Origin of the sequence: Pedobacter vanadiisoli, assembly GCF_042684385.1 — a bacterium.
In the GTDB taxonomy this organism is placed as follows: Bacteria; Bacteroidota; Bacteroidia; order Sphingobacteriales; family Sphingobacteriaceae; genus Pedobacter; species Pedobacter vanadiisoli.
Map to the genome: position 1 here is coordinate 144,764 of NZ_JBHULL010000002.1, position 12,192 is coordinate 156,955.

At 38.0% G+C, this 12,192-nt stretch carries 11 protein-coding genes; 4 read left to right on the top strand and 7 right to left on the bottom strand.

Translation table 11 applies throughout. The features are described from left to right. The first annotated feature begins 239 nt into the window (after window positions 1–239). Window positions 240–440 carry a DUF3606 domain-containing protein gene (locus ACFSR6_RS00975; RefSeq protein WP_379073843.1) on the top strand — a complete coding sequence of 67 codons (201 nt, stop codon included), beginning with the start codon at window positions 240–242 and terminating at the stop codon, window positions 438–440. 367 nt (window positions 441–807) lie between these two features. Here ACFSR6_RS00975 and ACFSR6_RS00980 read toward each other — a convergent pair whose 3' ends face one another. Continuing rightward, window positions 808–1,671, bottom strand: a complete 864-nt coding sequence (locus ACFSR6_RS00980) for an OmpA family protein (RefSeq protein WP_379073845.1) — start codon at window positions 1,669–1,671, stop codon at window positions 808–810. Between the two features lie 228 nt (window positions 1,672–1,899). Then, window positions 1,900–3,885 carry a sialate O-acetylesterase gene (locus ACFSR6_RS00985; protein ID WP_379073846.1) on the bottom strand — a complete coding sequence of 662 codons (1,986 nt, stop codon included), beginning with the start codon at window positions 3,883–3,885 and terminating at the stop codon, window positions 1,900–1,902. Window positions 3,886–4,101: 216 nt separating this feature from the next. Here ACFSR6_RS00985 and ACFSR6_RS00990 point away from each other — a divergent pair, with 216 nt between their 5' ends. Beyond that, window positions 4,102–4,416 carry an RNA recognition motif domain-containing protein gene (locus tag ACFSR6_RS00990; RefSeq protein WP_379073848.1) on the top strand — a complete coding sequence of 105 codons (315 nt, stop codon included), beginning with the start codon at window positions 4,102–4,104 and terminating at the stop codon, window positions 4,414–4,416. A 514-nt stretch (window positions 4,417–4,930) separates the two neighbouring features. On the opposite strand, the gene ACFSR6_RS00995 is transcribed toward ACFSR6_RS00990, so the two are convergent. After that, on the bottom strand, window positions 4,931–6,082 hold the full coding sequence (locus tag ACFSR6_RS00995) for a galactokinase (RefSeq protein ID WP_379073849.1): 1,152 nt from the start codon (window positions 6,080–6,082) through the stop codon (window positions 4,931–4,933). Between the two features lie 14 nt (window positions 6,083–6,096). Continuing rightward, entirely contained in the window at window positions 6,097–7,158 is a 1,062-nt protein-coding gene (locus ACFSR6_RS01000) for a UDP-glucose--hexose-1-phosphate uridylyltransferase (protein ID WP_379073851.1), read from the bottom strand. Window positions 7,159–7,319: 161 nt separating this feature from the next. Here ACFSR6_RS01000 and ACFSR6_RS01005 point away from each other — a divergent pair, with 161 nt between their 5' ends. After that, on the top strand, window positions 7,320–8,018 hold the full coding sequence (locus ACFSR6_RS01005) for an NUDIX hydrolase (RefSeq protein WP_379073853.1): 699 nt from the start codon (window positions 7,320–7,322) through the stop codon (window positions 8,016–8,018). Between the two features lie 138 nt (window positions 8,019–8,156). Further along, complete coding sequence (locus ACFSR6_RS01010) at window positions 8,157–8,687, top strand: OmpA family protein (RefSeq protein ID WP_379073855.1); 531 nt, start codon at window positions 8,157–8,159, stop codon at window positions 8,685–8,687. A gap of 54 nt (window positions 8,688–8,741) precedes the next feature. Here the strand turns inward: ACFSR6_RS01010 and ACFSR6_RS01015 are convergent, their stop codons facing one another. The 3 genes from ACFSR6_RS01015 to ACFSR6_RS01025 all read right to left on the bottom strand — a co-directional run bounded on the left by ACFSR6_RS01015 (window position 8,742) and on the right by ACFSR6_RS01025 (window position 12,175). After that, the gene (locus ACFSR6_RS01015; RefSeq protein ID WP_379073857.1) at window positions 8,742–9,599 is read right to left on the bottom strand and encodes a glycoside hydrolase family 16 protein; all 858 of its coding nucleotides are present in this window, start codon (window positions 9,597–9,599) and stop codon (window positions 8,742–8,744) included. 130 nt (window positions 9,600–9,729) lie between these two features. Next, window positions 9,730–10,962, bottom strand: coding sequence for a DUF4998 domain-containing protein (locus ACFSR6_RS01020; RefSeq protein ID WP_379073859.1), 1,233 nt, complete (start codon window positions 10,960–10,962; stop codon window positions 9,730–9,732). 25 nt (window positions 10,963–10,987) lie between these two features. Further along, on the bottom strand, window positions 10,988–12,175 hold the full coding sequence (locus ACFSR6_RS01025; RefSeq protein ID WP_379073860.1) for a DUF5000 domain-containing lipoprotein: 1,188 nt from the start codon (window positions 12,173–12,175) through the stop codon (window positions 10,988–10,990). Window positions 12,176–12,192: the final 17 nt, after the last annotated feature.

Below are 12,192 nucleotides of genomic sequence, written 5' to 3' on the forward strand. Positions count from 1 at the left end.
AATTAAAAATACATATAACATTTTTTTTGAATAACTATAAAACGCTATATCTATCTTTTATTATTACTAAAACGAATTAACACATGAAAACAAGCCATTTTAACATTACTTTATCGTGAATAATATTATATTTTATTTTTAAACAACTGTTTTACAACTTGTTATTACAGATAAAAAAATCTATTTTTATAAGGCTAATCGAGCTTGTGCGTGTTATTACTGAAATAATCATCCCAATTATGGAAAATCTCAATCAAACCCCGAGCATTAAAGAAGAAATTATCCTATTGTCTGAGGAAACAGACCGGAATTACTGGGCTAACCGACTAGGTGTAAGTTCTGAAGTTTTGAAGTCTGCAGTAAGGGCTACAAGATGTATTACCTTGAATCAGATAACAGCTTATCTAAGTCAACGAAAAAAACCAATTGGCATTTCCTAATTAATCAGGGATTTGAATTGAACCATAATCTGCATATGCCAACCAGCTAAATGCTCAAGTGTGCATGCAGTTTATTAAAAAGCCCATCAGATGAGAACCAATGAGGCTTAAACAAACCAATAACAAACCATATATTATTGATTGTAAAGAATTTAGCGCATAACAACTTAATCATTCCGGTATCTAAACACCACTTCAATAAATATTCAAACATCTTTTTGAAAGCAAATAAAATTCTTTGCAGGTCATCTATTTTGGTGTTCGATGGCACGTTCGAAGATTAGAATATGTGTTTAGAAAGCAGCACGCTTCAATAAAAAAGGGTGAAAAATTAATTCCACCCTCTTTTTATGCAGTAATTACGTTTTTACTTTTGGGATTGTTCAGGAGCTTTTCCGATAAGATCCATAAACTGATCTAACTTAGGAGTAATTATAATTTGTGTACGCCTGTTTTTAGCTTTTCCGGCTACAGTTGTATTATCAGCAATTGGATTATACTCCCCTCGGCCACCTGCTGTTAACCGCTTAGGATCAACAGCGTACTTGTTCTGCAACACCTGAACTACCGATGAAGCCCGCAAGGCACTTAAATCCCAGTTGTTCCGGATATTAGTTTGGTTAATGGGCACATTATCGGTATTACCTTCAATCAGTACATCATAAGTATCGTAATCTTTAATGATTTTAGCAATTTTACTTAATGTTGCTCCTGCTTTATCCGAAACTTCGTAGCTACCAGATTTATATAACATGTTATCGGCCAAAGAGATATACACCACGCCTTTAAGTACCTGTACATCAACATCGCCAAGCTCTTCTCTACTTAATGACCGGGTTAGGTTATTGGTTAGCACCATATTAAGCGAATCGCTTTTGTTCTTCGCATTAACCAGTTGTTTGATGTATTTATTTGAACTGTTAATCTCATCAACCAGTTTTGAAATATTAACATTTCCCTGGCTGCTGGAGTTTAAACATTTGTTTAATGCATCTTGCAATGCGGTAACATTGGCTCTTTCTGAAGCAATCTGTTCTTCTAAACTTTTTACCCTGCTCATGCTGCCGCTAAGCTCGCGTTGACTATCCTGGTATTTATTACTTAGCTCCTGATTCCTTTCTCTCAACTTTGCATAAGTATCCTGAAGTTCTGCATATTTCTTATTGCTTACACAACCAGCAACAAGGGTTAAGGAAAAGAGCATTATGGGAATTGATTTGTATAATTTCATAATCTTACTTTTATTTGTTGATAATACCTCAACAAATTCCTTGCCGTAAAGTTTAATACCAGCTTTAACCAATGTTAAAAAGCGTTAATCTTTATCACACGAAACATGCCGGGCTCCTATACATCCTTCCCCCATATGCAGGATTGATTATATGACGCAGAAAGATATTGCTAATAATATTACCTCTATTACACCAATTTAGGTGCAAAAAGTGCAATTTTTGATTAACTATTTCTTTGCAAAAGTAAGCCCTTGCCAGGTATCTGTCCGGAACGGTGATGCCGGCAGGCCATCGTTACCAACAAGATTACAAACCGGGTTATTTCCCCATGCATAACGAACGGCAACAGGATTTGGCACCTGATCGCTGCTTACGATAACCTGATTACCCTTGATGCTTGCTTTGGCCCAGTAAAATTTCTTATCTGCTCCGGCAATGGCAAAACCCGTCAGCGCTCCGCCATCTGCCGCTTTTAATCCATTTTGGCTATTGCCAAAGGTTAATAAAATCTGTTTTCCTTCAATTTTACTTGATTGATAAACAGGGCCAGAATAGTTTATTTTCAGACCATAAGTTTTAGCAAGTGCAATTAATGCCAATCTTCTACCTACCTCCTGTTTATTTTTGGGATGGATATCTTTTGCATCGCCAACATCAATAATGGTAGCCATGCCTGTATTTGGCAAAGCAAGCGTTTTTTGCTGTGCCTCCCTAAGTTCTGCCCATGCAGATTCTGCTGGCTCATTATCGATCTGCATAAAATTAGCCAATTGCACAAAATAGAAAGGAAAATCGCCCTGTGCCCATTTCTGACGCCAATCTTTAATCATCGCCGGAAATAACTCGCGGTATTGGTAAGCCCTATCGGCATTAGCTTCTCCCTGATACCATATAGCTCCTTTAATTGAAAACTGCTGGTATGGGTGAATCATAGCATTGTATAAAACAGTAGGCCTGTTAGGGCCATTTTCTTCGTAAGGCATAGCCTCAATATTTTTAAAATCCAGACCTATTTTATATTTCCAATCGCCTGCTAACGAAATTTTATCGGTGGTGTTATTGATTAAGCTCATCTCTTTGGCGTCGCCATATAGACCACCGCCCCCGCCACTGTCAAAAACCCTTACGGTAATGGTATTCTCACCTGCTTTGAGCAGGTTTGCAGGTACCTGGTATGTTCTGCCAACGTTATACCCGATGGTTTCTCCTACTTTCACTCCATTTACAAAGGTGATATCATTATCATCAACCGTACCTAAATTAAGTTTAACACCGCTTGTTTTCCAGTTTTCGGGGATATTGAATTTTTTCGTAAACCATACTATACCATCAAAATTCGCAAGTCCGGCATTTTCCCACAATGTTGGCAAAGTCATGCTTTTCCAACCTGCAGTTTCTGTCAAAGCCCATTTCGCTTCACCAGATTGATATCCCGAATCTTTCTCAGTTGTTATTTTAATCCAATTCTGCAATTTCTCCTCATAAGAAACTGTTGAAGGGTTGGTGACTGATTTTTGAACTTTATCAACAGCAGCCGAAAAATCGGCCATTTTTTTTAATGTTTCGGCACTTGTCCAGGCTTCGGCAATTGTTCCTCCCCAGGAGGTATGGATCAGGCCGATTGGAATTTTCGTTTTTTCATATACTTCTCGTGCAAAAAAATAGGCCGTGGAGGAAAATTCAGCAATATATTTAGGGTTACATTCCTGCCATCCGCCATTGGCTACTTTAGCATCATTAAGCGGGGAATTACTGGTCACATGTTCTGCCTGCAACAAACGGATTTCCGGAAACTTCGCATTTGCGATTTCTTTTTCACTATTGAGGATTTTCCCCCACCCTGCTAAAGGCATTTCCATATTAGACTGACCCGAGCAAATCCAAACATCGCCAATTAATACATTATTCAGCACCAGTAATTCGCCGTCTGAAATGGTAATGGAATATGGCCCGCCATAAGCTGGTGTTGCTACCTTAATTTTCCAGTTTCCACTGGCATCGGCAATGGCCCCGTAATTAATTTTATTCCACGAAACCGTTATCTTAACCGCTTTACCTGCTGTAGCTTTACCCCAAATGGCAGCATTGGTTTTTTGCTGTAAAACCATATTATCACTAAATACCGACGGCAATAAAATTTTTGACTGTACAAGTTGCGAACTGAAGAGAAACAATACAATAAAGGGTACAGAAATTAACTTAGGAATGCTCATATTTTGATCTGTTATTTAGTTATTAAAAAGCGAATGTACATTTTCTGCCTGTTAGCATCAATATATATCTGCTCTCACAAATTTATAATAAAAATGGAGCAAAATTTCATTTAATTAGTTTGGGTAAGAATATCATTTTGCTTATTTTGCAGGTCTAATAAGAAGAACCCTGGCACCAAGTTAATTAACCGGGTGTTCTCTCAAACTACTAAATTAATGGTTAAGATTTTTATTGGCGGCCTTCCTGACAATATCCAAGAAATGGATTTGGCAATATTGGTTAGCCTTCATGGCAGGGTAGAAACAATTAAAATTGTTCGAGACAGGGCTACTGGCAGGTGTAAAGGCTATGCTTTTTTAGAAATATATAGTTTGCCAGATGCTAAGAATATAGTATCTACCTTAAATGGGGAGAGCTTTAAAGGCAATGTGATTACGGTTAAAGTTTCTGAAGAGCAAAATACTGTTAAAACAGCAAAACCAAAAAGCAATCAAGTTTTTAAAAGTAAAAGGCCACGATTACAGCGCTAATTCTGCTTAATCAAAAGCTTTTATATCTAATTGATTACTACCGGTATCATCTTACTGAATCCGCTCAGAATCCTTCCTGGAGCGTTTTTTATACAAAAAGAGGTTGTATGACAAATAAAGTGTTATTCCTACCCCCTTCAGAAGGCCGGAAAAGATGCTGACCACGAAGTAGCTACATGGCTACTGAAAACACTATTTCTACCTGTAAAATAAATTCAGCTTGACGATCGTGCTTTTTACACTATAAATAGTGTATTTTGGGTCTTAATTTCGTCATTGCGAACTGAATGCTTAGGAGTGAAGCAATCTTTTTTGAAATAAATTACAGAATAGATTGCTTCGGCTCGCTCATATCCTGCCTCGCAATGACGAAATACATTATAATAACCTCATAATCAATTACAACCCCTCCAAAATCGCGTTAAATAAATTGCAAAAACAATGTAATTCTTTGAATCTAAAAAACTGATTTTCATTGACTTATCCTGGCTACTGTAGCTTGAGTTGCCTAAATTTAATTGAACAAACTGCTTCCATTATCGGTTTGGACGACATAAGAATCAAGCTTAAGGCCAAATTGCAATAAATATTTAGAAGACAGCTCTTCAATTAAATCGGCAATTTTTTCTTCTTTAACAATGTTAATGGTACAACCACCAAATCCCCCGCCCATCATCCTGGCACCCAATACGTAATCTAAAGGTTTAACAGCTTCGACCAAAAAATCCAACTCCTTACAGCTCACCTCATAATCTTTGCTTAAACCTTCGTGTGTTTCGAACATCAGATTTCCCAAACCCTGCAGATTACCATTTTGAAGTTGTTCTGCAGCGGTTAATAAACGTCCGATTTCTTTCACCACATAACTGCACTTTACGAATACTTCTTCATCTTTTGGCTTAACATAAGCTTCTAACATACTTAGGTCTACATCTCGTAATGTACTTACGTTGGGATAATGTTCTTTTACCCAAGCCACCCCCTGCTCACATTGTGCTCTTCTTTTGTTGTAAGCCGAATCGGTAAGTGCATGTTTTACATTCGTATTTAAAAGCAAAAGTTTATAACCATCGAGCTTTAAAGGAATGTAAATATGTTTCATCGATCTGCAATCGAGCATAATGGCCTGATCTTTTTTACCAAATACAGATGCAAACTGGTCCATGATTCCGCAGTTAACACCAGCAAAAGTCTGTTCTGCTTTTTGTGCAATTAATGCCAGATCTGTTTTAGAAATGGAAAGGGAAAAAAGTTGATCGAGTGCAAATCCGGTAGCACATTCAACAGCAGCAGATGAAGACAGGCCAGCACCTAAAGGCACATCACCGTCTATATAAAAATTAAAGCCTCCTAATTGAAAACCCCTTTCTTTTAACTGATCGGCCACACCTAAAATGTAGTTTGCCCAGCCATTTTCTGATTTCTTTAAGTTTTTTACCGACGAAATATCAAACTGCTGATAACTCTCCGAAAATAAATGAATTTCATCGTCTTCTCTCTTTGATATGGCTACATAAATGGCTTTATCGATAGCAGCAGGCATTACAAAACCACCATTATAATCGGTATGTTCGCCAATAATATTGATTCTTCCCGGCGAACGGACCAAAATGGGTTCGGTATTGAACAGTCTTTTAAAGGTACTTTTTAAGTGTTGTGCGTTCATTATAAATTAATAATCTAGTCTTCAGCCTTGCTGGTTTTATAGTGTATAGTAGACATTTCTTTCAGGCGGTTCGCTGCAAATTCAGGAGTAATATCGCGCTGAGGGTTGGCCAGCATCTCGTAACCTACCATAAATTTTTTAACAGATGCCGAGCGTAGCAATGGCGGATAAAAATGCATGTGCCAATGCCATTCAGGATAATAACCATTGTTTACAGGTGCCTGGTGCATACCTGCTGAGTAAGGGAAAGAGGTTTCGAAAAGGTTATCGTATTTGGTTGTGAGTATCTTAATGGCTTCTGCCAACGATTTCTTTTCCGCTTCTGTAAACAATTTTATGCTATTTACATGTCGCTTACTGATAATCATGGTTTCGTATGGCCAAACTGCCCAAAAAGGCACCAATACTGCAAAATGATCATTTTCAAATATAATGCGTTCGTTTTTCTTTTGCTCCAGTTTTAAGTAATCGCCGAGCAGACTTCTTCTGTGGATGGCATAGTAAGTTTTCTGACGCTCTGTTTCCTTGACAATTTCTAAAGGAATATCGCTCTGCGACCAGATCTGTCCGTGGGGATGCGGATTGCTACAGCCCATTATTTCGCCTTTGTTCTCGAAAATCTGGATGTATTTGATCCAATTGTTTTCAGCGAGGTTATTAAATTCATCCTGCCAGACATTTACCACTGCGGTGATGGCCTCGACACTCATTTCGGGAAGTGTGAGGTTGTGTTTAGGACTAAAACTGATTACCCTGCAGAGCCCTCTCTGATTATTGGCTACCAATAAGTCATCTTCATTCATTTTGCCAGCTGGTGTATCTTCCAGCAGCGCAGCAAAATCGTTGTTAAAGACAAAGCTTTCGGTATAATTAGGATTACTATCGCCATCTGCCCTGCCATTACCAGGGCATAAATAACATTTTGCATCATATTCCGGACGGTTATCTGGCGTTACATCTTCAACCTTACCCTGCCAAGGCCTTTTGGTACGGTGTGGAGAAACTAAAACCCATTCGCCAGTTAATACATTTAACCTGGTATGTGGATTGCTATCGAGTTCGAATGTTTGGTTCATTTTATATTTTTCAAATTGGTTAGAAAAGAAAGCATTTGGCTTTATCTATCTAGGTCGGCAAATTATAAAATTATTATTAATTGTCAAAACGACAATTAATAATAATTTTTATTTCCGTGAAAATTTAAACATATTAAGCCCATTAAAATATCGGATAAAAAATGATTGAATATTCCAGGCAGCCACATTACCTTGTTGCTGTTGATTGTATCGTATTTGGGTTTGACGGTGAGCACCTTAAAATTTTGTTGGTTAAACGGGGTTTAGAACCTGAAATAAACAAATGGAGTTTAATAGGCGGCTTTGTGGGTGCAGATGAAAGTCCGGATGATGCCGCAAACCGGGTACTCAAAAAAATGACGGGTTTGGAAGGCGTTTATCTGGAGCAGATGCAGATTTATGGAGATCCTGGCCGCGACCCGATTGAGCGAACATTTTCTGTTGGCTATTTTGCCCTTATCGATATCCATAAATACCAGACGCAGTTAAATGATGATTATGAAGCTGAATGGTTTTTGATCAACGATCGGCCAAAATTGATTTTCGATCATAACCAAATGGTGGCCGATGCCCGGAAAAAATTAAGATACAAGGCAGCCCTCCATCCTATCTTGTTCGAAATGCTGCCAAAAAAATTCACTATACCGCAGCTACATATCCTTTTTGAAGAAGTGAACGATACTAAAATTGATACGCGCAATTTCAGTCGCAAAATTAGCTCAACCGGTTTACTGATTAAGCTCGCTGAAAAAGATAAGACGGGCTCGAAAAAAGGAGCATTTTATTTTAAACTCGACAAAAAGAAATACACGGCAAACTCGCAGGCTTTCTTAAATTTAATCCCCAATTTAAAGATATAAAACCAGCTAGAAATTAGCTGGTTTTATGCATTTATGCCCTGTAATATAACTTCTTTTAAAAATCGTCGTTATAGCTATAATCATTTTATTAGTATGTTTGAGACAAAACACATAATAAACTTAAATTAATCCAAGAACATGAACATTACCAAGAAACTTTTGTTTTCAGCGCTCATTGCATCATTTACCCTAAGCCTCTACTCTTGTAAAACAAAAAAACTGGTAGCTAAACCTGCCCCGGCACCTGTTGAAAAACCGGCTCCGGTTGAAGAGAAAAAACCAGCACCGGCTCCTGAAAAAGAACCAGAAAAACCAGCACCTGTTGAAAAACCCGATTTTAACCTCGACAATATCCAGTTTGAGTTTAACTCGTTTGTATTGAAAACCGCATCGTTCCCGATTTTGGATAAAGCTGTTAACGAAATGAAAAAATCGCCTGAGACCAAGTTTGTGCTTAATGGTTATTCATCGGCAGAGGGAACGCCAGAGCACAACATGCAACTATCTGTTGACCGTGCCAATGCGGTAAAATCTTATTTCGTAAATGCCGGTTTAAATGGCAGCAATTTTACTGTTGTTGGCCATGGAGAGAAAAACCCTATTAGCAGCAATAACAGCGAAGAAGGCAGAATATTAAACAGAAGAACCGAGATTAAGGTTCAGAATTAAAGCTTATTTAGGCCTCGCAGGTGTTAAAAAACTGTGAGGTCTTATCTTTTATATTTATTTCTGATAAACCCGCACATATTCTACTTCCATCCGGTTCGGGAAGCGGGTATCTTTCAGGTCACCACCATTCATGCCACCTAAAGCTAAATCGAACAAGATATAATGCTTTTGTTTAAAGGGATGGAATGTTGTTCCGTCTTCATTCTCCAGCTGACTCAGTAAAGTTTTATTCAACAGAACATCATCAACAAAAAGACTGATGGCTTCTTCGTCCCAGTCCATTCGCCAGGTATGAAATTGGGAGGCCCATTTTTTACCCCCAAGGGAGTCAGTTGATTTGGTATTGCTAAACCATTTGGGTTTACCATTTTTGCCCATACTGGCAATATTAGCCAGTAATTTGCCCCGATAGTATTCCATAATATCAATTTCGCCATTGGCAGGCCAGCGGCCATTAAGGCCTAAAGTCCAGAATGCCGGCCACAAACCAGCTGAAATATCGATCCTGGCACTCATTTCGAAACGGCCGTATTGCCAGCTTTGCAGATCTTTAGTGATGATACAGGCCGAAGTATATGCTATGTTTTGAGGCTTTTTACGCCAATCATTACTACCTGCAACATATAATGGATTAGGTTTCTGTTCTTTGCGCGCTTCGATGATCAGTTTCCCATCTTTACAAAAAGCATTTTCGGCCTGGTACCACTGTAGCTCTTCATTCCGCACAAAACCTTTTTCGTAGGTCCAGTTTGCCGGATTGGGTATTCCATCCTTTTCAAATTCATCATGCCAAACCAGTTTATAACCTTCGGATGCATATTGATTGGCAATGTTGTACATTTTCTTTACCGCACAAGACTGTATGGTTATCGCTAATAATAAAATGAAGCAGGCTTGAATTTGCTTTTGCATAAATTATAAGGGGTATGCTGAAAAAATGCTTGATTGCGACAATATAAACAAAGTAACTGTGGGTTACTTCAAAAATTTACATTAGCAATCTTAAAAACTTATTTTTTAAGATTGCTAATGTGGTACTATATTATAGATAATTGATCTTATATAATTTAACGGAAGTTATTTTCGCATACTGGCCTGTACTACCTGTACCTGTTAATGATGCGGCAAAACCTAAAGACACCTGTTTGGCCTGAGTAAGTTCAAAATTAAGCACCTTACTCTCCAGATTAGAAAAAGCAATACTAGAACTGGTAATATTCGCTATATTGGGTAAGGTAGTTCCTTCGGCAACAGAAAGGTATCTCGATCCGCCGGCATTAAAATCAGTCATTACAATTTCGAACCGATAATTGCCTGCAGGGAGGTTAATGGTTTGATATATTTTACCATCAGTAACATTGGCAAGCCCCCACCCTGCTTCAAGGGATATGTAACCTACATTACTTTTCTTTTCGTAACCACCAAAACCACTTGCATTTTTTACAGAGGCACTTGTAACCCAATCACTTAAAATACCCCACCTGTTACTGCTATTGATAGATGAATAACTTACATTGGGTCCGACATTTTTCAAATAAGTTGAAGTTACATCTGCTTTAATAAACTTAGGAACGTATAAATTGGCATACTCGGTATAAAATGTATCTACGCTTAAAGAGTCTGGTAAGAATAAGGTACGGTATTTAATTGTTCCTTTTTCTTTAAAATTTGCCAAGATCAAATTATTCGTATTAATAGGTACCCTTACCGTTTTATCGACATTAGCATTGTCTGTATAAATCACTTCTGTTGCAAATACTCCGCTCACCCTATCCATTCCTCCAAATTCAAGTGCTGTTACACCATTTTCATTTGTAAATGCCGAATTTATTGCTCTATTGGATAAGGTTACCTGATACCGGTCGCCGTATACCCTTCCTGTTTTATACACCGGTATGGATTTATTACCTGCACCATCGTAAGTGTATATGGTGAAGTTCTGAACCCCTTCTTTCATGTTGTTGATAAAAAACTTAAGCGTATCTACATTTGGTGTTCTTGTTACCGGAATAACTACCGAATCGGCTTTATTATTCCAATACACTACACACTTTTTTACTTTAGGATCGGCAATAAATAAACCATTTACCAGTACACGATATTTACCAGAATTGATTTTAACAGAATCTAATTTTCCTGTGTAAGATATCTCGCCTCCCTTTATAAACTTTTTGTAATCGTCTTTTTTAGTACAGCCCAGTATATTTACCATTAATAAAAGTGCTAATACCAATTGACATAACGGGGTGTTATTTTTTTTAGAAATCTTTTTCATCTTAATTTTATTTAGCATTATCATATTACCTAGGATCGCCATAAAGCTGAATTTCTCCTATAGCCATAAATGTTGTTCCCTGCCAATTTTTTAAGCTCTTAATACGGATGTACCTTACTTTAGGTATGCCCGGACTAAAAGTATAGTTTAATCCGGCGGCACCTATAGAATTATCTTCTGCGGTATTTACCCCGTAAGCACTGCCAGATGGCTTTACAGACTTAAACGTGCCTAGTTTGGTCCAGTTGGTAAAACTACCGTCTGATGGCGGATTATCTGTTCCCCAAATTTCGAAATCTAATAGATTACCACCATAATAATAGGTACGGCCATTTAAATACTCAGGATAATCCCATATTACAATCCTGCTTAATGAAGAGAGCTTTCCTATGTCAAATGTTATCCACTGGGGAGTTAAAACAGAAGAACTGGTCATTAAAACCCGAGGCCAGCCATTGGTATCCCCATCCCACATACCAGCTATTGAAGTTGAGGTATTAAGTGCTACATCGCCAGGCAGTGTAACGGCCTTGTAACCCGATTTCGGAATCACAGCTTCGTAAAGCGGTGTTAATTTAGTATATAAGGTATCGCTGTAATTTAGCCATCTATCCCTAATGGTAATGGCGAATTTGCGTTCAACAGGATCATACCCTCTAATAGCCTGATCAATGTCAACAAGTGAGGTATAGATATTTTTTGAAGTGGGTACGAGTTTACCTTTACTATCTTCTGTTAAGATTTCTATCGCAAGGTCTGCTTTAGCAACATTTTTTGCCGTAAATCTTAACCCTCCGAAATCTGCCTGTGCCTTAATACTCCTAAATACTCCCCAAATTGGATTTTCAAGAGGCTTAACCTTTATAATTACCGGTGCAGACTCTATTTCACTTCTGGTAACCGCATAAAGTTTTACCTCGTGCTCATCGGTATCGCCAAAACCCTCAACTTTTAAGGTATTTCCATAATAAGAAGCCTTTACTTCCATAACACGCCCTGAAGCAAGCGTATAAACAGCTTTAACGTATAACAAATTACTGTTGTTCGGTACGGCATAAGTTAGAGTTGCGTTTCCTGGTCCTGCAACCCATTTCACATTAGAAACGGGACCTGGTACATCTGTGTTTTTTTCAAGAGGTTCAAGTTCATCAACCTTACAACCTGCAACTAAAATTATCAGTGTTGATAGCAGTAGTGCAAAATTTAATTTCATTCTGTTCATATTTGAAA

Excerpts from the sequence above, each read along its gene's own strand:
- ACFSR6_RS01010 (WP_379073855.1), top strand. The coding sequence starts at position 8,157 with ATGAACATTACCAAGAAACTTTTGTTTTCAGCGCTCATTGCATCATTT.
- ACFSR6_RS01005 (WP_379073853.1), top strand. The coding sequence starts at position 7,320 with ATGATTGAATATTCCAGGCAGCCACATTACCTTGTTGCTGTTGATTGT.
- ACFSR6_RS01025 (WP_379073860.1), bottom strand. The coding sequence starts at position 12,175 with ATGAAATTAAATTTTGCACTACTGCTATCAACACTGATAATTTTAGTT.
- ACFSR6_RS00990 (WP_379073848.1), top strand. The coding sequence starts at position 4,102 with ATGGTTAAGATTTTTATTGGCGGCCTTCCTGACAATATCCAAGAAATG.
- ACFSR6_RS01000 (WP_379073851.1), bottom strand. The coding sequence starts at position 7,158 with ATGAACCAAACATTCGAACTCGATAGCAATCCACATACCAGGTTAAAT.
- ACFSR6_RS00995 (WP_379073849.1), bottom strand. The coding sequence starts at position 6,082 with ATGAACGCACAACACTTAAAAAGTACCTTTAAAAGACTGTTCAATACC.
- ACFSR6_RS00985 (WP_379073846.1), bottom strand. The coding sequence starts at position 3,885 with ATGAGCATTCCTAAGTTAATTTCTGTACCCTTTATTGTATTGTTTCTC.
- ACFSR6_RS01015 (WP_379073857.1), bottom strand. The coding sequence starts at position 9,599 with ATGCAAAAGCAAATTCAAGCCTGCTTCATTTTATTATTAGCGATAACC.
- ACFSR6_RS00975 (WP_379073843.1), top strand. The coding sequence starts at position 240 with ATGGAAAATCTCAATCAAACCCCGAGCATTAAAGAAGAAATTATCCTA.
- ACFSR6_RS00980 (WP_379073845.1), bottom strand. The coding sequence starts at position 1,671 with ATGAAATTATACAAATCAATTCCCATAATGCTCTTTTCCTTAACCCTT.
- ACFSR6_RS01020 (WP_379073859.1), bottom strand. The coding sequence starts at position 10,962 with ATGAAAAAGATTTCTAAAAAAAATAACACCCCGTTATGTCAATTGGTA.